Genomic DNA, 20,849 nt, shown 5'->3' with positions numbered 1-20,849 from the left:
GAAAATTCTGTATCTGTCTGAGGAAAGAGAAAACATGTTAAATCGTATCAAGATTGTCACCAGCTTACTGCTGGTTTTAGCGATATTTGGCCTTTTACAACTCACATCCGGTGGTCTTTTCTTCAATGCCCTGAAGCATGACAAAGAGAATTTCACCATTCTGCAAACCATTCGCCAGCAACAATCCACCCTGAACGGTAGCTGGGTGGCGCTGCTGCAAACCCGTAACACCCTGAACCGCGCGGGTATCCGCTACATGATGGATCAGAACAATATCGGCAGCGGCTCAACCGTCGCCGAGCTGATGCAGATTGCCTCTGCGTCTCTGAAACAGGCGGAAAAAAACTGGGCGGATTACGAAGCACTTCCGCGTGACCCGCGTCAGAGCGACGCTGCGGCACTGGAAATCAAACGTAATTACGATATCTACCACGGCGCGCTGGCCGAGCTGATCCAGCTGCTGGGGGCGGGCAAGATCAACGAGTTCTTCGACCAGCCGACCCAGAGCTATCAGGATGGCTTTGAGAAGCAGTACGTCAGCTATCTGCAACAAAACGACGCGCTCTATCAGACCGCGGTTGAAGACAGCAACAGCTCTTACCGCCAGGCTATCTGGGTGCTGATTAGCGTGCTGGCTGCGGTGCTGGTGGTGATTGTTGCCGTCTGGCTGGGTATTCGTCAGGCACTGATTTCCCCGCTGAACCGTCTGATTGACAGCATTCGTCATATCGCCAGCGGCGACCTGGTGAAGCGCATCGACGTGGAAGGCTCCAACGAGATGGGTGAACTGGCTGACTCCCTGCGCCATATGCAGGGCGAGCTGGTGCGTACCGTGGGTGACGTGCGTAACGGCGCAAACGCCATTTACAGCGGTGCGAGCGAAATCTCGATGGGCAATAACGATCTCTCATCCCGTACCGAGCAGCAGGCTGCCTCTCTGGAAGAGACCGCCGCCAGCATGGAACAGCTGACCGCCACCGTGAAGCAGAACGCCGAGAATGCCCGTCAGGCGAGCAACCTGGCCCTGAGCGCATCCGAAACCGCGCAGAAAGGCGGGAAAGTGGTGGATAACGTGGTGCAGACCATGCGCGACATCGCCGGCAGTTCGCAGAAAATCGCCGATATTATCAGCGTGATCGACGGGATTGCTTTCCAGACTAATATTCTGGCGCTGAACGCGGCGGTAGAAGCGGCACGTGCGGGCGAGCAGGGCCGCGGCTTTGCGGTGGTTGCAGGTGAAGTACGAAACCTGGCGCAGCGCAGCGCCCAGGCGGCTCGCGAGATCAAGAGCCTGATTGAAGACTCCGTGGGGCGCGTGGAGTTGGGTTCAACGCTGGTAGAAAGCGCCGGTGAAACCATGGGTGAGATCGTGAATGCGGTAACGCGCGTGACGGACATCATGGGCGAAATCGCGTCTGCGTCTGATGAGCAGAGCCGCGGTATCGACCAGGTGGGGCTGGCGGTGGCGGAGATGGATCGCGTGACCCAGCAGAACGCCTCGCTGGTGGAAGAGTCTGCGGCGGCCGCGGCGGCACTGGAAGAGCAGGCGAGCCGTCTGACGCAGGCCGTTGCGGTGTTCCGTATTCAGCAGGAACAGATGAAGGCGCGCGAGTTCGCCTCCGCGAAAAGCGTTGCCGCACCGGTAGTGGCGCGTAAACCGGCGACCGCAGATGCGGGCGATAACTGGGAAACGTTCTGACGTTGTGCGTTTCGCCGGGTGGCGGCTACGCCTTACCCGGCCTACGGATTGTGGGTTTTGCCGGGTGGCGGCTACGCCTTACCCGGCCTACGGGATGTGTGTTTCGCCGGGTGGCGGCTACGCCTTACCCGGCCTACGGGATGTGCGTTTTGCCGGGTGGCGGCTGCGCCTTACCCGGCCTACGGATTGTGGGTTTTGCCGGGTGGCGGCTGCGCCTTACCCGGCCTACGGGATGTGCGTTTCGCCGGGTGGCGGCTACGCCTTACCCGGCCTACGGATTGTGCAATTTGCCGGGTGGCTTCGCTTTACCCGGCCTGCGGAATTGGGTTTTGTAGGCCCGGTAAGCGCAGCGCCACCGGGCGATCTTACAGAGGCAGGCGCATGGCGCAGCGGGAACCATACGCTAAACCGTGCGCCGTCTCTTCTTCACGTTTCTGGCGCATTTCCGGCGTCAGCGTCGTCATCATTTCAAACCCTAATCGCCTGTAGTAGGGCGCGTTCCACGGGACATCACGAAACGTCGTTAACGTCAGCGAGGTTAGCCCCAGCGTGCGGGCATGCTCTGCGACACGGTTAATCAACCGGCGTCCGAGACCTCGTCCCTGCCAGTCCAGATGAACCGAAAGTTCCACAATAAACAGCGAAGATGGCTGGGCTTCGGCGAGAATAAAGCCCACGGGCCTGTCGTCAGCCAGCGCCAGCCAGCTTAATCCGCGTCCGGCGTAACCGAGGTGATCTTCAACGGAAATAACCTCGCTGTCTGCCAGCCAGGCCAGCTCAGGAACATCGCGAAATCGCTGCCCCGCCGCGCGTTCAATGGCGGGCAGGGCAGCGACGTCGTCGATGCGCGTCGGGCGAAGGGTGAATGCCGTCATCAGCCAGCGCTGCTCACAATTTTAATCTCCACCATGCCGATTCCCAGCTTGCGCGGAGCGTGACCGAGAATATTCCCTTCGTTAGTGGACTGCGGCTCGGGCGGCACAATGACCAGCGTATTGCTGCGCGTGGGGTTATCGAAATGCAGCGTGCTGGTGGTGACATCATTGCTCAGCGTCAGCATCTGTTCTTTATCGCCGACGCGCACCGGCACAGGACGGTTTGCGTTGGGACCAAATGCCCTGGCGGTGATCACCAGATCGAATTTCTCCGGCAGCGGATGGGTATACTCAATTTTCACCTCATCACCTAACTGCGCGTTAGACCAGCGCCCCCACGATTCGGGACGTGAAATACCGCTGAACTGCTTCACCTCTTCAGGCGCGCCGGCAACGTTAAAAATAAAGCTGTCAGCTTTATAACGAATGTCGTTGTCGACGATTTTCAGCAGGTCAACGTTGCGCTGATAGCGTGCGGTATCAATGACCGTATCTTTAAACGCGGTTTTCCCCTGCCACTGTGGTTTATCAACGTGTTGCACGGTCTGCTCGCCACCGAGTTGCCCCTGTGAGACGCACCAGTCGGTGGACAGTGACAGCTCTTGTGACCAGAGCTGGCCCATTTTGTAGCATTTATCGACCCAGACGAAATTATCGCGCGGGGCGAATTCCGCCAGCTGGAAGCGCAGTGGCGCGGAGTATTCGCTTTCCGGCAGCGGCTCGACGCGGTTATCCGACACGCGCAGCAGCAGAGGCAGGCGGAAATGGCTGCCGGAGAACGCGATCATTTTTTTATCCTGATCGATGGTGAAGTCGTTTATCTCTTTCGGGAAGTTCCACAGGCGAATGATATCCGGCTTCCAGGCGAGGATTTTTTCCTTCATGTTGAGGAAGATTTCCGACAGGGACTGGCCCGACAACGTACTGCGGCCCAGGCCAATGAAGTTATCGCCACCCATAATATCCAGCACGGTAGCGCCGTTATCCATCGAGTTACGTTTAGCGGCAATGATCTCCTGCTGCGGTTTATCGCCGCGCAGCACAAAGAACAGGTTGCTGCGATCCAGCTTATTCAGCTCATCCCAGGCGCTGTTTTTCATCGCCAGATGGTCAGATGAAACGACGATGACCGTATTTTTGAAATACGGCGACGCTTTGATTTTCTCGATTAACGCCGCGATATGTTCCTGGCTACAGGTCACAGCGCTGAACGACTTGTTGTTTTTACCGTCAATGTCGTAGCCCTGACGTTTACAGGTGCGTGAGACGAAACCATCCGGATGATGCGTGTCGACGGTCAACGCAAACAGCGAGAAGCGTTTACCGGCGCGGGAAAGCTCCTCGAATTTCTTCCAGGTTTCATCCAGAACGGTATCGTCGTAAAAGCCCCAGTCGTTGCGGTAGGCCGGATCGGCGACCGTGGTTTTCAGCTCTTCGGAACCATATAAGTGATCGAAACCGTGGGATCTCAGGAACACATCTTTCCCGGCAAAACGCAGGTTAGCGCCCTGCATAAAGTAGTTTTCATAGCCCGAGTTTTTCAGGATATCGCCGAGGCAAATGTTCTGCGGGAAGAAGCTCGACATCGAGGCAGAGGCGTTGCCTTCAAACGGGGCGAACAGGGGAATGCCGCACTGGGAGGCCACCATCCCGGCGATGGTGTAATCCGTGCCAGGCAACTGCATGGTGTGGCTGAAGTCGAGGCCCTGGTTTTTCAGCGCGCCGAGCTCTGGCGTCAGGTTCGGGAAAGCATCGTTGTCAAACCAGGTGCGTTCCAGACTTTCGCCGTAGATATAGACCAGGTTGAGTTTAGGGTTATCGATTTTCTTCGAGGGTTCTTTGTAATAGGCCGCAAAGTCCGGATCGCCATCGCGCGACTGGGATTTTACCAGCTCGGTAATTTGATGGAATGCCGGGCTGGCATCCACGGAGGCCAGCGCCAGGCACAGCGCCAGCAGGCTGTAGCCATGATGATGCGGACGGTGACGGCGACGGCGCAGAACCCAGGCCAGCGCGGCGAAGATGGCCACCAGGGCGACCACCAGCCCCAGACCCGGAAGGATGTACTTACCCACACCTGCGCCGGTCAGACTGTTGGTCAATGTGTAGAGCACCGCGTCGTTAATACCGTCGCCGGTAAAGTAATCGCTGGCATATAACGTAATGTTTAAAACAATAAAAATACCGAGCACCACCAGGGTGGCCACAAACCACCAGGTGTGACGACCGGCTTTCCAGGCATAAACGCCGATGGAAGCCAGGAAAAGGATAAGGGACATTAACTCTGACAACAGCAGATCCTCATCATGCCGGACGCTTAGCCGGCTAATTGCTTATTTTTTGGGTAATACAATGTAATTGCGATGTCGCTTAGCTGCAATTTTAGTGTCACGAAAGTGTGCTGTTGTTAGGATTTGGTTTATAAAATCGGATTTTTGAATACAGTCGCATCGTGGCATACGGAGGCTGAGGTGGTGGCAGGGGGTAAAAAAACGCACTTCACGCCGCGGTATAAGACTAATGTAATAAACGCGGCGTGTTGTGGCAGAAAAAGGGGGACGATCAGGAGAGGAAATTAACGCCTTGTTTCAGCACCAGATCGCAGGCTTTCGTTTTCACCTGTTTCGCCAGAGATGAATTTCCAAGGGTGCTGAGGTTCAGCTGCTGACCATTTTGCGCGTTCAGCAGGCCCTGTATACCGTCCATATAGTTGGTGTCCGCTTTCTGCTCCTGGGTGTCCAGTCCCAGTTTACCCAACACCTGGTTTTTGATGTTTTCGGTATCGGTGACGGAAGCCAGTTTCTGCTTCGCGCAGTATTCCAGAATACCCGCGGCGTTGTTCATCGTTCCGGCACTCAGGCTTTGGGAGCTGTTGCCCAGCAGGCCGGTGAGGGACGAGGCTGACAGTCCGCCCTGGGACGTGCCGCTCTCTTTGGTTAACTCACTTGCTGCGCTGGAGAGCGACTCCTGCCATGATGCGGCCTGCGCTGCGCCAGTCACCAGCAGGGCGCCAGTAAGGATGCTGATAAGAAATTGTTTTTTCATAATGATTTACTCAACAAGGTCCGTTTTGGGCCAGAAGTGGGTTCAGTATATACCTCTGCTCTTCCGGCGCTCCCTGGAAATATCTTAATACTCTTTGCCGGTGACGCGGCTGCGGTAGCTGTCCCAGTCGAAGATGACGTACAGGCTGTTACCCAGCTTCATGCGATCCATCACCCGCTCGCCAAGAAGTCGGGTCATCTCGTCGATATTGTGGTTCGTCAACATACCGGTTGGGCGTTTTGACGACGAACGGCGATCGACAATCTGGTTGATGATCACTTTTTCGTAGCGGGACTCCGTCTGGACACCGATCTCGTCGATGACCAGCAAATCCACGTTACTTAAATCATTCAGCAACTGTTCTTCGCTGGTTTCGCGATTACTGAAGGTGTCTTTCATGGCGGACATAATATCGGCCACGGTGATAATCAGCACTGACTTCCCGCGCAGCAGCAGCTCGTTGCAGATAGCGGCGGCGAGGTGATTTTTCCCGGTGCCGGGTTTTCCGCTAAAGATGAAGCTGGCGATGTTGCCGTCAAATTCATCCACGTACTGGCGCGCCTGGTTAAGGGCGTTCATCTGCCCCTGAGACTCGACCTTATAATTCTCGAAGGAGCAGTTCTGGTGCAGAGGGCGAATGCCCGAGCGGTTAAAGGTGCGCTGCATTTTCATCGCGCGGTTTTCGCGGGCGAGGGCTGCCGCGCGAATTTTACCCTGCTCTTTTTGCCATGCCAGCAGCTCTTCACCGGTGGTGAAGGCGGGCTTCACGTTGGCAGGCATCATCTTCTGCAAACGTTTCATCAGGTCGCCGACGTTTTTCATTTCGCACCTCGGAATCCATCAGGGATTTTTTTGTCCGGTTCTGAAAAAGCATTGATATCACGTTTTGGCTGGCCGTTGTTGCTGGCGCGGTTGATTTGCAGACTGCGCGCGAATTTTTGCTGCCACTGAACATGGTGGAAGACTTTTCCTTCAGCTTGCCAGTATGCGGTAAAGGCTGCCAGCTCTTCCGGTGTTGCGGGCTGCGAGAGGGCTATTCCCCATAAGGCCGCCTGCCGCTGAAAATCGGCGTCCGGCTGCCAACCGGCGTACATGGGAAATTTCCCCATTGGAACGGCCACCGGGGCGCTGGCGGGTTCGTCAAAAAACTGATTATCCAGCATGACATCGCTCGCCGGGCGCGACAGCTTCTCTTCAATTTCCAGAAGTTGCGCCAGACGCTCCGGCGTGACCGCATAAAACGCCGGGGCGTTGTCGGCAAATACCGCGAGCGTGCCGCCTTCGGCGTGCGTCAACACACCGCGAGGATCGCGCATAAAGGCATCAATGCCAGCAATGCTGGTGGTCAGAATTCTGGAGGACATAACACTTTCTCAACTGATTACTACGGGCGTGATTGAGGGTTATGGTAGCACAGAGAGAGGGGAGGAAAGGAGAGGATTTCCCCGGTGGCGTTACGCTTACCGGGGCTAAAATCACAGGGGCTGGTTACGCGATGATGTTCAGCGTCACGTCGATATTGCCGCGCGTCGCGTTAGAGTACGGACAGACGATGTGCGCCGCATCCACCAGTTTTTTGGCTTCCGCTGCGTCCATCCCTTCAACGTGGATGTTCAGCTTCGCTTCGATACCAAAACCGGTTGGCAGCGGGCCGATCCCTACTTCGCCTTCAATAAAGGCGTCTTTTGGCAGAGCGAATTTATCGCGTGCCGCAACGAACTTCATTGCGCCCAGGAAGCAGGCGGAGTAGCCCGCAGCGAACAGCTGTTCAGGGTTGGTTACTTCACCCCCCATGCCGCCCATCTCTTTTGGCACACCCAGTTTGACATCCAGAACGCCATCGGAAGACGTGGCGCGGCCATCACGGCCTCCGGTTGCTTTGGCTTTGGCAGTGTAGACAACTTTTTCTAAAGACATGGCAGGTTCCTCATCTTACGTTTATATGCGCTATTAAATAGCGCGCGATGTTTTAAGTTAAAATTAGACGCGTAAAGTACAGCCTTACGCGCGATGCAGCTGTTGGCGCAAACTTTCGAGCTGTTGCTTGAGTTCCAGCATGGTGTCGGTATCACACTGCGCTGCACAGCCCACGGCGTGGGGGATCGTCACGGCCTGCTGTTGCAGCGCCCGACCCGCGTCGCTCAGGGTGACGGCGACCTGACGCTCATCCTGACGGGAACGCTGGCGGAGGATCAATCCTGCGCTTTCCAGGCGTTTCAGCAGGGGAGTCAGCGTGGCGGAATCCAGGAACAGCCGCTCGCCAATGTCTGACACCGTAATATCATCCTGTTCCCAGAGCACCAGCATCACCAGGTATTGCGGGTAGGTCAGGTTAAGCGGTGCCAGCAGTTGCCGGTACAGCTTGTTAAGCGCCAGATTTGCCGAATAGAGGGCAAAACAGAGCTGGTTATCCAGCAGAAGCGCGTTGGTGGTGTCGTTCGTTTTTGCGTCCATGAAATGAATATAGATAGTGCGCGATACAATTGCAAGCGATTTTATTATACGCGTGGACGTTTGCGGTAAAGCCATAAGCCGGGGATCGACAGGCCGATGGAGAGCGCACCCACGATCGACGAGGCTTTAAGGAAGTTGCTCAGGAGCAGGATCATCTGGGGTTCGCTGTAGCCAAAATGGCTGATTTTGACGGCGGAGATCATCGCCGTATAGGCTGAAATGCCCGGGAACATAGGAATCACTGCCGCCACGGTGAATACCTTCGGGTGCGCCAGATACCAGCGGGACCACTGAATACCGATGCTGCCAACCAGCATGGAGGCGATAAACGTCGACCATTCAATATTAAAGCCCGCTGTCATCATGATCATACGAGAGCCGTGGCCAATGGCACCCAGCAGCGCACACCAGGGTAATGCACGCTGTGGGACGTTAAACACCATCGCAAAACCAACGGCGGGAAGGGCAGACAAGAGCATGTCCTGTGCCAGTGCGAGCATAAAATCCATCACGCCCATCCGCGTAACCCCCAGAGTGTCATGGCCATTACCACCCCGATACAGGTCGCCAGCGTCAGCAGGCTGGCTATCGCCCAGCGCGCCAGACCGGTGTTGATATGGCCTTTGAACATATCAGCGACGGCATTAATTAAGGGAAAACCTGGCACCAGCAGCAATACGCTGGCGGCCATCGCAACAGTAGGCGTGCTGGCGAAGTAGGGCTGGCGCAAAAGCAGGCCGGATACGGTTGTCGCCACAAATGCCGTGATGCAGAAGTTAATTTGCGGATGTAGCTGTCTGTGCGTCAACAGCTGGCGGACATACATTGCGATGCTGCTGGCAAAGAAGGTCACGACAGCGCCGTCCCAGCCGCCCGCGTTGAGCTTGCAGAAGCAGGCGCAGGACAGTCCCACCATCAGCACAACCAGCCAGCGCGGATACCGGAGGGGTTTGATTTGATTGAAACGTTTTTCTATCTCCCGGAGATCGAGCAGCTTGTGTTCAGCAAGGATCACGATGTGCTGCACTTCCGTCACGACGTGCATGTTAATGCCGCGGTCATGATTTTTACGGGTGGAGGTCAGGCACTGTCCGTCTTTAATGGTGGTCAGCACAATGGCATTTGACGAGATGGAACTCTCAACGCTGTCCATCCCCAGCGCCAGCCCAAGGCGTGTGGAGAGCTCTTCGACGAGGGCGCTTTCTGCGCCGTGCTGTAAGAGAAAAAGCCCGCACTGAATACATAGCCGCGTGGTGGCACGTTGCGTAGACCGATCTGCCTGCATGAAACGCCCTGAAGAGAAGAGAGATTGCTTACTTTTAACACAAAGTGCAGGGCCCTTTGCGCTGGGCCAGATCAACATTTGTGCGATCAGTGGCGCGATGGGGGCGGAGGAAAGACAGCATTGTTATTTATTTAATGAATGTGAAATTAGGATTTATAAAAACAATATATTAAGTATTTCTAATTTCATATTTTCGATCTTTTCACGCAATTTGAATTAAATTTAAATGGTCTTTATGCGATATTAGGCCTGTATTGGGCGTTTCTTAACCCATGTGATATTTGTTCTATTTTGCGAGTATTAACCCGTTTGTACTTCGGAATGCAAACGTGTTTAACCTTGCAGGGTTAGTTCGTTCTTAAATAAAGAATTCATGACAGGGAGGGTCTATGTTGCCATTGAATGGTAAACACGGAGTGGTGATCAGCAGAGTACCGGTTATGCAAAATGGGTTAGGTGGCGTCATGTCGCGTCATTTTCCCGATTTTGAGATAACGTACTGCCGTTCGATGCAGGAGTTGACGTTATTACAATTGCGTCGCGCTGGGGTCGTTATTGCCGATATTTCGGGTGAGTATCGTAATCCACGCGGCACGCTTGAGCAATATTATGGGTTAATGAATCAGTACCGGGATATTCACTGGATATTCCTCGTTTCGCGCCCCCTTTATCCACTTGCAGTAGAGCTTCTTATGCGTCCGGAAAGCACGCTGCTTTCGGATATGGAACCCATTGAAGGCGTAATTAACGCTATTCGCGCGGGGAGTGAACGTGCCGAGCGAATAAGCCAGACGTTATTGATACCGGAAAATCCTGATATTGAAGAGGAGAGTGAGCAAATGATTGCGCTTACCCACTCTGAACGCAAGGTGTTGCGTTTGTTAGGTAAAGGTTGGGGAATCAACCAAATAGCCACGCTACTTAATAAAAGTAATAAAACGATCAGTGCACAGAAAAACAGTGCAATGCGTCGCTTATCACTTCGCAGTAATGCCGATATGTACGCGTGGATAAGCAGTACCCAGGGAATGCGAGAACTCAGTTTAATGTCGGCTTATGGAGAGTTTGAGGAATGGAAAAGACCACTGCAACAAAACATATCGCCGTCATCGAAAGCTGCTCAATGAGCGCTATGGGGCTGAAGCATCTTTTTGCGATGCCCGCCCTGAGCCATTACCAGGTGCACCTGTTTGCCAGATTTGACAACTTCAAAGCGGCGCTCTCGGAAATCTCATTCTTTGCCGTAATTTATTCATTGTCCGATGAGCGTGAGGAGCGGCGAAACTGTCTGGCCTGTTTGCGGGATCTCACCTTCACCCACAGCGACGTCAAGCGTATCGTGCTGGCCTCTGATGAAATGGAGGCGAGACTGGTCAGCCATCTTTCGCCTTCTCGCTTACATGGAATTATCAGTAAATCGGTTCCGCTGAAGCAGTTAATGGAGGGGCTGGAGACATTACTCAGCGAAACGCATCACGTGAACGACAACGTGTACAATCACTGGTGTGTGAGCCAGCATCGTATGCTAAGCCCAACTGAAAGGGCGATTCTGCGATATATGTCATCGGGTTTTTCGATCCCTGAAATTGCGGCACAGCTTGAACGCAATATCAAAACCATCCGGGCGCATAAGTTTAACGCAATGGTAAAGCTGGGCGTCAATTCTGATGTGGGATTACTGGATGCGGCAGATATCCTGGCGCATCTCCCGGTCAGGGAAATTCGCCGTTCCGCTCTCACCGTTCCTTCTTTCTCGTAGTGTTAAGTGATGCGCCAGAATTTTTCTGGCGCAACGTTCAAATACAGACATCAACCCATTTTGCTGCGGTCAGTTCCGCCATTCTGTCGGGCGATATACGCACCGCACTGTGGATGGCGCCCGCTGCGGGTAACACTTCGGCGTACTGTTTTAAAGTGATGTCACAGTAAACAGAGAGCGGATTTTCCAGTCCAAAAGGGCAGACGCCGCCAACAGGATGACCCGTCAGGGTTACTACCTCATCGCAGCTGAGCATGCGGGCTTTTGCGCCGAATGTCTCTTTGAGCTTTTTGTTATCCAGACGCGCATCGCCTTTTGCCACCACCAGAATCACATCATTTTTAATTTTCAGTGACAGCGTTTTGGCAATTTGGCCGGGTTCAACGTTGTGCGCGGCAGCAGCAAGGGCAACAGTCGCTGTGCTTTGGTTAAGCTCGATGATTTCTATATCCGGAGCGTGTTCGGCGAAAAACTGCTGTACAGACTGCAAACTCATTGATTCCTCCTGACAAATATCTTCCGTAATCTGTCATAAGAATTTAGTTGCTGTAAATATCCCTTAAGTAACAAATATCCGTCAGGGGCGATTTCTGGATCGCCTTCACATTCACAGAAACCGGTTACAGTAACCGGTTGCAGAGCGTGATGCAGAGATTAATACTGAGTGTGTAACTTCCCCTGTATCTAATAATAAGAGCTAATTATGAAACCATTCCGTTTGAGCAGTACCGCAGGTACACGATCCGGCAAGGTTGTGACGCTGATGTATGGAACAACGTGTGACGTGAGAACGTCCGAAACGAACGTCTGACAGGAGATCTGCTATGTCTGCCAACCATGCTGCATTTAATCTGATTTTCCGCTTCGTTGAAAATTATGTCAGCCCTATTGCCGGGCGCATCTCTTCCCAGCGTCACGTTATGGCGATTCGTGACGGGTTCATCTCGGCAATGCCGTTTATGATTGTCGGGTCGTTTTTATTAGTGTTCGCTTACCCACCTTTTTCGCCAGATACCACCTGGGGCTTTGCTCGCGCCTGGCTGGATATGGCGAAGCAGTTTGAAGGTCAAATTCTGACGCCGTTTGATATGACGATGGGGGTGATGTCCCTCTATATCTGTGCGGCTATCGCCTACAACCTGGGCAAACATTACGTTAAAACCCATCAGTTGGATCCGTTCATGTGCGCGATGCTGTCGCTGATGGCGTTCCTGCTGGTCGCCGCCCCTAAAACCAAAGGCGCCTTACCGGTTGATAGCCTTGGAGGCACCGGGATTTTCACCGCGATCCTGGTGGCGATTTACTGCGTTGAGATGATGCGTTTCCTGAAAGCACACAATATCGGGATCCGCCTGCCAGACCAGGTTCCGCCGATGATCAAAAACTCATTTGACCTGCTGATCCCGGTGCTGGTGGTGGTGCTGACGCTCTATCCGCTGAGTCTGTTGATCCAGTCGCAGTTCGGTATGCTGATCCCGCAGGCCATCATGTCGATATTCAAACCGCTGGTCTCTGCGGCGGACTCGCTGCCAGCGATCCTGCTGGCGGTGCTGATTGGCCACCTGCTGTGGTTTGCCGGGATCCACGGTGCAGCGATTGTCTCGGGTATGCTGCAAATGTTCTGGCTGACGAACCTGGGGGCGAACCAGACCGCGCTGGCGGCGAGCCTGCCTTTACCACACATCTTTATGGAAGCCTTCTGGACGTTCTTTATTGTGATCGGTGGGTCAGGAGCGACGATGGGGCTGGTGTTCTGTTACCTGCGTAGCCGCTCCGCGCACCTGCGCTCCATTGGACGTCTGAGCGTGGTGCCAAGCATTTTCAATATCAATGAACCGGTGATTTTTGGTACGCCGATTGTGATGAACCCGGTGTTCTTTATTCCTTTCCTGCTGGCGCCGATGGTCAATGCCGTGCTGGCATGGGCAGCGATGAAGTTTGATCTGATTGGCCGCGTGATTTCCGTTGTGCCGTGGACGGCACCGGCTCCGGTTGGTGCCGCCTGGGCGCTGGGCTGGGATTTCCGTGCAGCCATTCTGGTGCTGGTTTTGGCCTGCGTTTCCGCCATTATCTATTTCCCGTTCTTCAAGGTGTACGAGAAACAGTTGCTTCAGCAGGAAGCGGAAGAAGCACAGCGTAATGGGGAAGAGGAAAATCAGCAGGTCGCTTAGGTAAAAGCAAAACGGCAACGCAGGTTGCCGTTTTTAGTGTTTGTTCCCTCTCTCTGCGGGTTTCAGGCAGGGCCAGACTACTTAAGCGTGCAATCGCCGCACTGCTGGACATCCGGCAGACGGTAGCGCTGACAGCAGGTACGACGCACCAGAAGTCCCTCACGCGGAACCACGGTGCGGTAAAGAGGGTTATCCCGCCCATCCAACAGCTGTCTGGCAAAGAAACAGCTCTGACGCAGCGCATCCACTTTCTCGTCGCCGAGCAGCGGCTTCATCTCCGTTAAATACCAGTGGATAAGATACCCGGTATTACTCCAGATCAGTTTGCCGTTGATCTCCCCCGTCGCTTCCAGCGCATCAATGACCGGAACCAGCGCTCTTGTAATCAACCGTTCCATACGCGCCTGCACTGACAGGTGACTCGCGCTCGGATCTTCGTGTACATCAATCCAGAAACAGGCGGCGCGTCCGGTCTCATGGAATTCGACGTGGAAATGTTCCGACGAGAGATCGAGCATCGTTTCCTGGGTCAACAGGGCCAGCATGACAGGCGGCACCATCAGCCCGATATACCATTGTGCCCAGAGGGAAAGCAGCGGTTTATTTTCCCGCGCCAGCGTCGGTTGGTTACGATAAATATGGTCGGAATAGGTTGCCAGCAGTGACCGCAGCTCGGCAGGTCGTTGCCACTGAGTCAGCGTCAGAGCATGATGCGGCGGTGCTTCATCCAGTTTGATGAAATCCAGCAGATGGGCGCGTGTTACGGCGATTTTTTCCCGAATGGCATCCGCAAGCGTCGTTTCTCCGGCGGAGAGTGGAGCTCGCCAGAGCAGTGGCTCAACGATGTGTGCGGTACGAGTCGCCATAGTGTGGATTACAAATCTAAATGATAATGATTGCCAATCCTAACTATAGATAAAACCGAGCGCAAGCGTTTTATCCTGGCGCTGTGAAGGCGGTTTCAGGCGATATGAAGCTCGTCGCTCAGCAGAATGCTGTTGCGTCCCATATGCTTGGCTTCATAGAGGGCTTTATCGGCTTTCGCCAGTGCGCCATCAACGTCTTCACCTTCGAACATAGCTATGCCAATGCTGATGGTCACGTTAGTGGCGACGCTTTCGTTAAACATGTGGGGGATTTTGAGATCGTAAACCTTCTGACGTATGCGTTCAGCTGTCTGGCGCGCTTGCTCCAGTGGGATGTTACTTAACAGCACCATAAATTCTTCCCCGCCAAACCGGGCGACAACATCGCGTGAGCGCACGGCGTCGCGGATCGCAGCCGAGACCCTGATCAAGGCCTGATCGCCCATCATATGGCCGTAATGATCGTTGTAGGCTTTGAAATGGTCGATATCCATCAGCAGCACAAAGTGCTCGCCAGCGTCAGGCCTGGGGAGGTTCTCAAGCCGGCTTTGCAGCCCGCGACGGTTATATAGGCCGGTGAGCGGGTCCATCATGCTGAGATCGGTCAGGGTTTCACGCTCTTCCAGCAGTTCGGAAAGCAGCTCCTGGGCGAAACGGTCATTACGCCGCTGAAGAACATGATGGATACCAATGGCGACCACCGGCAGCGCGAAAAAATAGGCCATTCTCAGCCAGTTTTCGGACGGGCTAAGCCACAGGCAGGATATAAAAGCGGGAAATGAATGTAACGTAAAGGCTTTAATATTACTGGCGAAAGCCAGAGACCCTATAAAAAGCACTGTTAATAGCGCCATCATTAAATAGGTTGCGTGATCGTGCGTTATTAACAGAAATTTTGAGACGATCTGCCATGCCCATAAAAACCCAAAAATAGCTGAAACAGCAGGGATATTTATTTTTCGCGTGCTATTTTTCCAGTGCCAGATAAGTAAGCCAGTGCTGGCAGTCAATACGGCAAACAGGGGGACTGATAACACACGAACGGAATAGAGAGGGTTTGTTACCGAGAACAATGCTGATGCAGCGTTCAGAAATAAAAATAAACGTAAAGAAAGCTGATATTTCTTGTTGACTAAGGACAGCCAGGATTGTGATGTCATATGCGTGCGTTTTTATTAAAACTCAATTAAAACAATGAGCAAGGTGTTGTTATGTATTATTGGTCGCTACAAAATTGAATTTTTATTATCAGAAAAACGTTATCGGAAGTTAACAGGTGGGCAATTTATCACCTTACACATTCTCTGTCATTATGGGAAAGCAATTGCTGGCGCAATTTCTTACGTCGCATGCTGACAAGTGATAATTACTATCATATGATACTGGTTATCATTATCAGTGCGAGAGGTGAAACCATGTTGAGCAAAGCGCTGGGAAGTGGGTGGGGAATATTGCTGCCTGGTTCCATTATCGGTGGGCTGATGTTTGCCGATCTTCCCATTGATGTCTGGAAAGCAATGATTGTTTCGGGCTTGCTGGTGACATCCGCGATGATCTGGCACAAACAGTTACGGCATTACGTGCTGTTGCCATCATGCGTTGCGCTAATCAGTGGACTGCTGGTGATTCTGATGAGTTTGAAATAAAAGGGAAAAAAAAGAGGTACTGCTGAAGGGATGTAAGATAATTGGTGCGAGGGGGGGGACTTGAACCCCCACGTCCGTAAGGACACTAACACCTGAAGCTAGCGCGTCTACCAATTCCGCCACCTTCGCACAGTCATCTTACTGGTTTGATATCGCCTCGTTGGTGCGAGGGGGGGGACTCGAACCCCCACATCCTAAGGACACTAACACCTGAAGCTAGCGCGTCTACCAATTCCGCCACCTTCGCCCAGTGCGAGCAATATCAACGTGATTTATGGTGCGAGGGGGGGGACTTGAACCCCCACGTCCGTAAGGACACTAACACCTGAAGCTAGCGCGTCTACCAATTCCGCCACCTTCGCATACCATCGACACTGTAAAAGTATCGTAACCACGGAGGCGCATTCTAGATGTTTTCAGCTTTACGTCAACAGAAAATTGCGCACGTTGTTTTGATTGCTGCAAAAATGGGCGATGGCAGCGTCAGCCATCGCCGGGCAGGGGAATTACTTTTTCGCCTGGCGCGTCATCACGGTGCGATACACCTTAAAGCGGCCTGTCTGGGCGATTACTTCGTGGAAGCCGAAGGTTTCATCCAGCACTTTCGGATACGCCAGGAAGGCATTCGCCACAATACGTAGCTCACCGCCGCTGTTAAGGTGACGGGTTGCGCCACGGATCAGCGTTTGCGCCGCTTCAAGGCTGGTCTCCATCCCGTCGTGGAACGGCGGGTTAGAGATGATCATGTCAAAGCGACCGGTCACGTCGGAGAAGACGTTACTGGCAATCACTTCGCCTTCAATGCCGTTCGCAGCAAGCGTGGCGCGGCTGGCTTCTACCGCCGGGGCGCTCACGTCACACAGGGTTAAACGCACTTTTGGTGAGTGGCTGGCGAGAACCGTTGACAGCACGCCCGCGCCACAGCCGACATCCAGCACCTTGCCCTTGGTGTGCGGCGTCAGGGTGGACAGCAGCAGCTTGCTGCCCGTATCAAGCGCGTCACGGCTAAACACACCCGGCAGGGTTTTAATGGTCAGGCCGTCAAGCTGGTACTCGTCCCAGAAGGTGTTGGCATCAAAAGTGGTCTGTTTTTCCAGACGGCCATGATACAGGCCGCAGCGTCGGGCGCTGTCGATTTTCGTCAACGGCGCGTAGCCTTCGAGCATCTGCTCTGCGCTTCGCACCCCGCTGCGGTTCTCACCGACGACAAAAATATCGCAGCCGACCGGCAGCAGAGAAAGCAGGTTCATCAGCTGGAACTGGGCTTCCGGTTTGTTCTTCGGCCAGTAGTAAATGAGCGTATCGCAGTCAGCAATATCGCTCTGCTCCGCCACCAGGCTAAAGCGTGCGCGTTCGCCCATCTGGCGGCTCAGCACCTGCCAGTGGTGGTAGTATTGGGTGTGGGCACGGCTTTCAGCACAGTCGAAACGTGCGGGCAGGTCATCCTGCATATCTCCGGCAAACAGAATACGGCTTTCTTCGAAATCATCACTGTGACGCAGCAAGACTTCACTTGCCGGGGTAAATGCAGACATGAATTGTTCCTCAATAAACTCAGGCGGGGATTATAGTAGGTAGATGGCGCAGTTTCGACACATTTGCTATATTTGCGCGCCTGAGAGACAGGAGTTTTCGCTATGACATCCCGACGAGACTGGCAGTTGCAGCAGCTGGGCATCACCCAGTGGGCTTTGCGTCGCCCGACGGCGTTGCGGGGCGAAATAGCCATCTCCATCCCTGCGCATGTCCGCCTGGTGATGGTGGCAGAAGCGCCGCCTGCCCTGAACGAACCCCTGATTGAGGATGTCCTTCGCACCCTGAAGGTGACAAACGATCAGGTATTACAGCTGGCGCCCGAAAGCGTCGCGATGCTTCCCCCTGACAGCCGCTGTAACAGCTGGCGAATCGGGGCGGTGGATGAGCTACCTCTTGAAGGAAGCCAGATCAGCTCGCCAGCGCTGGACGAACTGAAAGCCAACCCAAAAGCGCGTAGCGCGCTATGGCAACAAATTTGCGAATATGAACACGATTTCTTCCCTCACGACGGCTGACCTGGCCACCGCGTTCGCGATTGAAACACGCGCCCATGCCTTTCCGTGGAGCGAAAAGACGTTTGCCAGCAATCAGGGCGAACGCTATTTAAATCTCCGCCTGGACGTTGACGGTGCGATGGCCGCGTTCGCCATCACGCAGGTCGTTCTGGACGAGGCGACGCTGTTTAATATCGCGGTCGATCCCGCTTACCAGCGCCGCGGGCTGGGCAGGGATCTGCTTGAGCACCTCATTCGTGAGCTGGAAACCCGTGACGTTTTCACCCTGTGGCTGGAGGTGCGCGCGTCCAATGTCGCCGCCATCGCGCTCTATGAAAGCTTAGGCTTCAACGAGGCGACTATCCGCCGTAACTACTACCCCACCGCAGAGGGACGTGAAGACGCCATTATCATGGCTCTGCCGATTGGATAACGAAAATAAGGTTGTAACGATGAAATGGGACTGGATTTTCTTTGATGCCGACGAAACGCTGTTTACGTTTGACTCGTTCGGCGGCCTACAGCGGATGTTTCTCGACTATAGCGTGACGTTCACCGCGGAAGATTTTCAGGACTATCAGGCGGTGAACAAGCCGCTGTGGGTGGATTACCAGAACGGAGCCATCACCGCGTTACAGCTTCAGCATCAGCGTTTTGACGTCTGGGCTGAACGGTTAAACATCAGTCCTGGGGTGCTGAACGAGGCCTTCCTGAATGCGATGGCGGATATCTGCGCGCCGCTGCCCGGCGCCGTTTCTCTGCTGGATTCGCTGAAAGGGAAGGTGAAGCTTGGGATCATCACCAACGGCTTTACCGCGCTTCAGCAGATCCGCCTTGAACGCACTGGCTTGCGCGATCATTTCGACGCGCTGGTGATCTCCGAAGAGGTAGGCGTGCCGAAGCCGGATCCGCGTATTTTCGATTATGCGCTGGCGCAAGCGGGCAATCCTGACCGCGATCGCGTGCTGATGGTGGGGGATACGGCAGAATCTGATATTCTGGGAGGTATGAGATCGGGCCTGTCGACCGTCTGGCTGAATGCGCATGGCCGCACGCTGCCGGAAGGCATCGAGCCGACCTGGACCGTTACGTCATTGAACGAACTGGAGCAGCTCCTGTGTAAACAATGATTGCCTGCCCCCTGTTGATGGGTAAAATAGCCGCATTTTTCGTATTCCATGATGCGCGGCCTGCTGCCGCGCTTACCTAAGAAGAATTGATTATGACGTTGTCTCCTTATCTGCAAGAGGTGGCCAAACGCCGCACTTTTGCCATTATCTCGCACCCGGATGCCGGTAAAACGACCATCACCGAGAAGGTGTTGCTGTTCGGACAGGCGATCCAGACCGCGGGTACCGTTAAAGGCCGTGGCTCCAGCCAGCATGCTAAATCCGACTGGATGGAGATGGAAAAGCAGCGTGGTATTTCGATTACCACCTCCGTGATGCAGTTCCCGTATCATGACTGCCTGGTGAACCTGCTGGACACCCCGGGGCACGAAGACTTCTCCGAAGATACCTACCGTACCCTGACGGCGGTGGACTGCTGCCTGATGGTGATCGACGCCGCGAAAGGTGTTGAAGATCGTACCCGCAAGCTGATGGAAGTCACTCGTCTGCGCGATACGCCGATCCTTACCTTTATGAACAAACTCGACCGTGACATCCGTGATCCGATGGAGCTGATGGATGAAGTGGAAAACGAGCTGAAAATCGCCTGCGCGCCAATCACCTGGCCGATTGGCTGCGGCAAGCTGTTCAAAGGGGTTTACCACCTCTATAAAGACGAAACCTACCTGTATCAGACCGGTAAGGGCCACACTATTCAGGAAGTCCGCATCGTGAAAGGGCTGGACAACCCGGAGCTGGACGCCGCTGTCGGTGAAGAGCTGGCCGCGCAACTACGCGATGAGCTTGAGCTGGTCAAAGGCGCCTCTCACGAGTTCGACAGAGAGCTGTTCCTGAGCGGTGACATTACCCCGGTCTTCTTCGGTACTGCACTCGGCAACTTCGGCGTTGACCATATGCTCGACGGTCTGGTTGAGTGGGCCCCGCAGCCGATGCCGCGTAAAACCGACACCCGCGAAGTAGAAGCGAAGGAAGAGAAGTTCTCCGGCTTCGTCTTTAAAATTCAGGCCAACATGGACCCGAAACACCGCGACCGCGTCGCCTTTATGCGCGTGGTTTCCGGTAAGTACGAAAAGGGCATGAAGCTGCGTCAGGTGCGTATTGGTAAAGACGTAGTGATTTCCGACGCGCTGACCTTCATGGCGGGCGACCGTTCGCACGTGGAAGAAGCCTATCCGGGTGACATCATTGGTTTACACAACCACGGTACCATTCAGATCGGCGATACCTTCACGCAGGGCGAGATGATGAAGTTCACCGGTATCCCGAACTTCGCGCCGGAACTGTTCCGCCGCATTCGCCTGCGCGATCCGCTTAAGCAGAAGCAGCTGCTGAAAGGCCTGGTCCAGCTTTCGGAAGAGGGGGCTGTACAGGTGTTCCGCCCTATCGCCAACAACGATCTGATCGTGGGCGCGGTGGGTGTGCTCCAGTTTGACGTGGTAGTTGCCCGTCTTAAGAGCGAGTACAACGTGGAAGCGATTTACGAATCGGTGAACGTGGCGACCGCGCGCTGGGTTGAATGTTCAGACGTGAAGAAATTCGAAGAGTTTAAGCGTAAGAACGAAGTTCAGCTGGCGCTGGACGGTGGCGATAATCTGACCTATATCGCCCCGACTATGGTTAACCTGAACCTGACGCAGGAACGTTATCCCGACGTTCAGTTCCGCAAAACGCGCGAGCATTAATTCCCTCACAGAGCACGGCAGCCGCCGTGCTCTTCTTTAATTCCAGTGTTATTAAACCCTTGCGGAATGTTCTTAATTCAACGTAATTTTTCGCTATTCGTTCGTTTTTTCCCCAATTCTGAATGCACCCCTCTGATTGTGATCTATATTTAACTCAGTGTTTAGCACCGGGCGTGGATGAATTAACTGTTCAATGCATGTCCATTG

Annotated in this window: 22 protein-coding genes and 3 tRNA genes; 9 read left to right on the top strand and 16 right to left on the bottom strand. The window is 54.1% G+C overall.

Going from position 1 to position 20,849, the window contains the following annotated elements:
- The first annotated feature begins 34 nt into the window (after positions 1 to 34).
- Positions 35 to 1,699, top strand: a complete 1,665-nt coding sequence (gene tsr, locus HP459_RS01240) for a methyl-accepting chemotaxis protein (protein WP_023305399.1) — start codon at positions 35 to 37, stop codon at positions 1,697 to 1,699.
- Positions 1,700 to 2,064: 365 nt separating this feature from the next.
- Here tsr and HP459_RS01235 read toward each other — a convergent pair whose 3' ends face one another.
- From HP459_RS01235 to HP459_RS01195, 9 genes are all read right to left on the bottom strand, one after another.
- The gene (locus HP459_RS01235; RefSeq protein WP_023305400.1) at positions 2,065 to 2,574 is read right to left on the bottom strand and encodes a GNAT family N-acetyltransferase; all 510 of its coding nucleotides are present in this window, start codon (positions 2,572 to 2,574) and stop codon (positions 2,065 to 2,067) included.
- Positions 2,574 to 4,865, bottom strand: a complete 2,292-nt coding sequence (gene opgB / locus HP459_RS01230; RefSeq protein WP_171935831.1) for a phosphatidylglycerol--membrane-oligosaccharide glycerophosphotransferase — start codon at positions 4,863 to 4,865, stop codon at positions 2,574 to 2,576. The genes HP459_RS01235 and opgB overlap by 1 nt, the downstream gene beginning before the upstream one ends.
- Before the next feature lie 271 nt (positions 4,866 to 5,136).
- Positions 5,137 to 5,619 carry a DUF2501 domain-containing protein gene (locus tag HP459_RS01225; RefSeq protein ID WP_022646964.1) on the bottom strand — a complete coding sequence of 161 codons (483 nt, stop codon included), beginning with the start codon at positions 5,617 to 5,619 and terminating at the stop codon, positions 5,137 to 5,139.
- Between the two features lie 84 nt (positions 5,620 to 5,703).
- Positions 5,704 to 6,441 (bottom strand): DNA replication protein DnaC, encoded by a 738-nt coding sequence (gene dnaC, locus HP459_RS01220; RefSeq protein ID WP_003856580.1) that lies wholly within the window; start codon positions 6,439 to 6,441, stop codon positions 5,704 to 5,706.
- The gene (dnaT, locus tag HP459_RS01215) at positions 6,438 to 6,983 is read right to left on the bottom strand and encodes a primosomal protein DnaT (RefSeq protein WP_023299265.1); all 546 of its coding nucleotides are present in this window, start codon (positions 6,981 to 6,983) and stop codon (positions 6,438 to 6,440) included. The genes dnaC and dnaT overlap by 4 nt, the downstream gene beginning before the upstream one ends.
- A 124-nt stretch (positions 6,984 to 7,107) precedes the next feature.
- Entirely contained in the window at positions 7,108 to 7,536 is a 429-nt protein-coding gene (locus HP459_RS01210; RefSeq protein WP_003856578.1) for an organic hydroperoxide resistance protein, read from the bottom strand.
- An 84-nt stretch (positions 7,537 to 7,620) separates the two neighbouring features.
- Positions 7,621 to 8,073: a MarR family winged helix-turn-helix transcriptional regulator gene (locus HP459_RS01205; RefSeq protein WP_063148733.1), complete on the bottom strand. Its 453-nt coding sequence runs from the start codon at positions 8,071 to 8,073 to the stop codon at positions 7,621 to 7,623.
- A gap of 44 nt (positions 8,074 to 8,117) precedes the next feature.
- On the bottom strand, positions 8,118 to 8,591 hold the full coding sequence (locus HP459_RS01200; protein ID WP_032621429.1) for a threonine/serine exporter: 474 nt from the start codon (positions 8,589 to 8,591) through the stop codon (positions 8,118 to 8,120).
- Positions 8,582 to 9,358: a threonine/serine exporter ThrE family protein gene (locus tag HP459_RS01195; protein WP_017383842.1), complete on the bottom strand. Its 777-nt coding sequence runs from the start codon at positions 9,356 to 9,358 to the stop codon at positions 8,582 to 8,584. The genes HP459_RS01200 and HP459_RS01195 overlap by 10 nt, the downstream gene beginning before the upstream one ends.
- Before the next feature lie 389 nt (positions 9,359 to 9,747).
- On the opposite strand from HP459_RS01195, the gene HP459_RS01190 reads away from it, so the two are divergent.
- Positions 9,748 to 10,485, top strand: coding sequence for a response regulator transcription factor (locus tag HP459_RS01190; RefSeq protein WP_022646969.1), 738 nt, complete (start codon positions 9,748 to 9,750; stop codon positions 10,483 to 10,485).
- Positions 10,482 to 11,117, top strand: coding sequence for a DNA-binding transcriptional activator BglJ (bglJ, locus tag HP459_RS01185; protein WP_032625381.1), 636 nt, complete (start codon positions 10,482 to 10,484; stop codon positions 11,115 to 11,117). The genes HP459_RS01190 and bglJ overlap by 4 nt, the downstream gene beginning before the upstream one ends.
- A 37-nt stretch (positions 11,118 to 11,154) precedes the next feature.
- Here bglJ and HP459_RS01180 read toward each other — a convergent pair whose 3' ends face one another.
- A complete protein-coding gene (locus HP459_RS01180) occupies positions 11,155 to 11,613 on the bottom strand; it encodes a YbaK/EbsC family protein (RefSeq protein WP_022646971.1) in 459 nt (152 codons plus the stop codon).
- A 328-nt stretch (positions 11,614 to 11,941) separates the two neighbouring features.
- Here HP459_RS01180 and HP459_RS01175 point away from each other — a divergent pair, with 328 nt between their 5' ends.
- Complete coding sequence (locus HP459_RS01175) at positions 11,942 to 13,288, top strand: PTS cellobiose transporter subunit IIC (RefSeq protein WP_006810218.1); 1,347 nt, start codon at positions 11,942 to 11,944, stop codon at positions 13,286 to 13,288.
- 77 nt (positions 13,289 to 13,365) lie between these two features.
- On the opposite strand, the gene fhuF is transcribed toward HP459_RS01175, so the two are convergent.
- Complete coding sequence (gene fhuF / locus HP459_RS01170) at positions 13,366 to 14,154, bottom strand: siderophore-iron reductase FhuF (protein WP_171935830.1); 789 nt, start codon at positions 14,152 to 14,154, stop codon at positions 13,366 to 13,368.
- A gap of 95 nt (positions 14,155 to 14,249) precedes the next feature.
- On the bottom strand, positions 14,250 to 15,314 hold the full coding sequence (locus HP459_RS01165) for a GGDEF domain-containing protein (protein WP_023305406.1): 1,065 nt from the start codon (positions 15,312 to 15,314) through the stop codon (positions 14,250 to 14,252).
- A 216-nt stretch (positions 15,315 to 15,530) separates the two neighbouring features.
- Between HP459_RS01165 and HP459_RS01160 the strand changes: the two genes are divergently transcribed.
- Complete coding sequence (locus HP459_RS01160; RefSeq protein WP_026080652.1) at positions 15,531 to 15,800, top strand: DUF1435 domain-containing protein; 270 nt, start codon at positions 15,531 to 15,533, stop codon at positions 15,798 to 15,800.
- Between the two features lie 42 nt (positions 15,801 to 15,842).
- Here HP459_RS01160 and HP459_RS01155 read toward each other — a convergent pair.
- The 4 genes from HP459_RS01155 to rsmC form a co-directional block, all read right to left on the bottom strand.
- Positions 15,843 to 15,929: transfer RNA gene (locus HP459_RS01155), tRNA-Leu, on the bottom strand.
- Positions 15,930 to 15,961: 32 nt separating this feature from the next.
- Positions 15,962 to 16,047, bottom strand: a tRNA-Leu gene (locus HP459_RS01150).
- Between the two features lie 28 nt (positions 16,048 to 16,075).
- Positions 16,076 to 16,162, bottom strand: a tRNA-Leu gene (locus HP459_RS01145).
- Between the two features lie 144 nt (positions 16,163 to 16,306).
- Positions 16,307 to 17,335, bottom strand: a complete 1,029-nt coding sequence (gene rsmC, locus HP459_RS01140) for a 16S rRNA (guanine(1207)-N(2))-methyltransferase RsmC (protein ID WP_032625390.1) — start codon at positions 17,333 to 17,335, stop codon at positions 16,307 to 16,309.
- 102 nt (positions 17,336 to 17,437) lie between these two features.
- Here rsmC and HP459_RS01135 point away from each other — a divergent pair, with 102 nt between their 5' ends.
- The 4 genes from HP459_RS01135 to prfC all read left to right on the top strand — a co-directional run bounded on the left by HP459_RS01135 (position 17,438) and on the right by prfC (position 20,642).
- Positions 17,438 to 17,851 carry a DNA polymerase III subunit psi gene (locus HP459_RS01135; RefSeq protein WP_022646978.1) on the top strand — a complete coding sequence of 138 codons (414 nt, stop codon included), beginning with the start codon at positions 17,438 to 17,440 and terminating at the stop codon, positions 17,849 to 17,851.
- On the top strand, positions 17,820 to 18,263 hold the full coding sequence (gene rimI, locus HP459_RS01130) for a ribosomal protein S18-alanine N-acetyltransferase (protein WP_022646979.1): 444 nt from the start codon (positions 17,820 to 17,822) through the stop codon (positions 18,261 to 18,263). Before HP459_RS01135 ends, rimI begins: the two co-directional genes overlap by 32 nt.
- Positions 18,264 to 18,282: 19 nt before the next feature.
- A complete protein-coding gene (gene yjjG / locus HP459_RS01125; protein ID WP_022646980.1) occupies positions 18,283 to 18,960 on the top strand; it encodes a pyrimidine 5'-nucleotidase in 678 nt (225 codons plus the stop codon).
- A 92-nt stretch (positions 18,961 to 19,052) separates the two neighbouring features.
- On the top strand, positions 19,053 to 20,642 hold the full coding sequence (prfC, locus tag HP459_RS01120) for a peptide chain release factor 3 (RefSeq protein ID WP_022646981.1): 1,590 nt from the start codon (positions 19,053 to 19,055) through the stop codon (positions 20,640 to 20,642).
- The last annotated feature ends 207 nt before the right edge of the window (positions 20,643 to 20,849 follow it).

It is taken from the genome of Enterobacter sp. CM29, assembly GCF_013179605.1.
Classification (GTDB): domain Bacteria; phylum Pseudomonadota; class Gammaproteobacteria; order Enterobacterales; family Enterobacteriaceae; genus Enterobacter; species Enterobacter intestinihominis.
Note: the sequence above shows the minus strand (reverse complement) of the source record. Positions and strands in the feature narration are given on the sequence as shown.

Bases quoted from the DNA above. Each gene is read 5' to 3' on its own strand.
- HP459_RS01195 (WP_017383842.1), bottom strand. From the start codon at position 9,358: ATGCAGGCAGATCGGTCTACGCAACGTGCCACCACGCGGCTATGTATT.
- rimI (WP_022646979.1), top strand. From the start codon at position 17,820: ATGAACACGATTTCTTCCCTCACGACGGCTGACCTGGCCACCGCGTTC.
- HP459_RS01160 (WP_026080652.1), top strand. From the start codon at position 15,531: ATGATACTGGTTATCATTATCAGTGCGAGAGGTGAAACCATGTTGAGC.
- prfC (WP_022646981.1), top strand. From the start codon at position 19,053: ATGACGTTGTCTCCTTATCTGCAAGAGGTGGCCAAACGCCGCACTTTT.
- HP459_RS01200 (WP_032621429.1), bottom strand. From the start codon at position 8,591: ATGGGCGTGATGGATTTTATGCTCGCACTGGCACAGGACATGCTCTTG.
- fhuF (WP_171935830.1), bottom strand. From the start codon at position 14,154: ATGGCGACTCGTACCGCACACATCGTTGAGCCACTGCTCTGGCGAGCT.
- HP459_RS01175 (WP_006810218.1), top strand. From the start codon at position 11,942: ATGTCTGCCAACCATGCTGCATTTAATCTGATTTTCCGCTTCGTTGAA.
- HP459_RS01210 (WP_003856578.1), bottom strand. From the start codon at position 7,536: ATGTCTTTAGAAAAAGTTGTCTACACTGCCAAAGCCAAAGCAACCGGA.
- HP459_RS01180 (WP_022646971.1), bottom strand. From the start codon at position 11,613: ATGAGTTTGCAGTCTGTACAGCAGTTTTTCGCCGAACACGCTCCGGAT.
- rsmC (WP_032625390.1), bottom strand. From the start codon at position 17,335: ATGTCTGCATTTACCCCGGCAAGTGAAGTCTTGCTGCGTCACAGTGAT.
- dnaC (WP_003856580.1), bottom strand. From the start codon at position 6,441: ATGAAAAACGTCGGCGACCTGATGAAACGTTTGCAGAAGATGATGCCT.
- dnaT (WP_023299265.1), bottom strand. From the start codon at position 6,983: ATGTCCTCCAGAATTCTGACCACCAGCATTGCTGGCATTGATGCCTTT.
- yjjG (WP_022646980.1), top strand. From the start codon at position 18,283: ATGAAATGGGACTGGATTTTCTTTGATGCCGACGAAACGCTGTTTACG.
- HP459_RS01205 (WP_063148733.1), bottom strand. From the start codon at position 8,073: ATGGACGCAAAAACGAACGACACCACCAACGCGCTTCTGCTGGATAAC.
- HP459_RS01235 (WP_023305400.1), bottom strand. From the start codon at position 2,574: ATGACGGCATTCACCCTTCGCCCGACGCGCATCGACGACGTCGCTGCC.
- HP459_RS01165 (WP_023305406.1), bottom strand. From the start codon at position 15,314: ATGACATCACAATCCTGGCTGTCCTTAGTCAACAAGAAATATCAGCTT.
- HP459_RS01225 (WP_022646964.1), bottom strand. From the start codon at position 5,619: ATGAAAAAACAATTTCTTATCAGCATCCTTACTGGCGCCCTGCTGGTG.
- bglJ (WP_032625381.1), top strand. From the start codon at position 10,482: ATGAGCGCTATGGGGCTGAAGCATCTTTTTGCGATGCCCGCCCTGAGC.
- HP459_RS01135 (WP_022646978.1), top strand. From the start codon at position 17,438: ATGACATCCCGACGAGACTGGCAGTTGCAGCAGCTGGGCATCACCCAG.
- HP459_RS01190 (WP_022646969.1), top strand. From the start codon at position 9,748: ATGTTGCCATTGAATGGTAAACACGGAGTGGTGATCAGCAGAGTACCG.
- tsr (WP_023305399.1), top strand. From the start codon at position 35: ATGTTAAATCGTATCAAGATTGTCACCAGCTTACTGCTGGTTTTAGCG.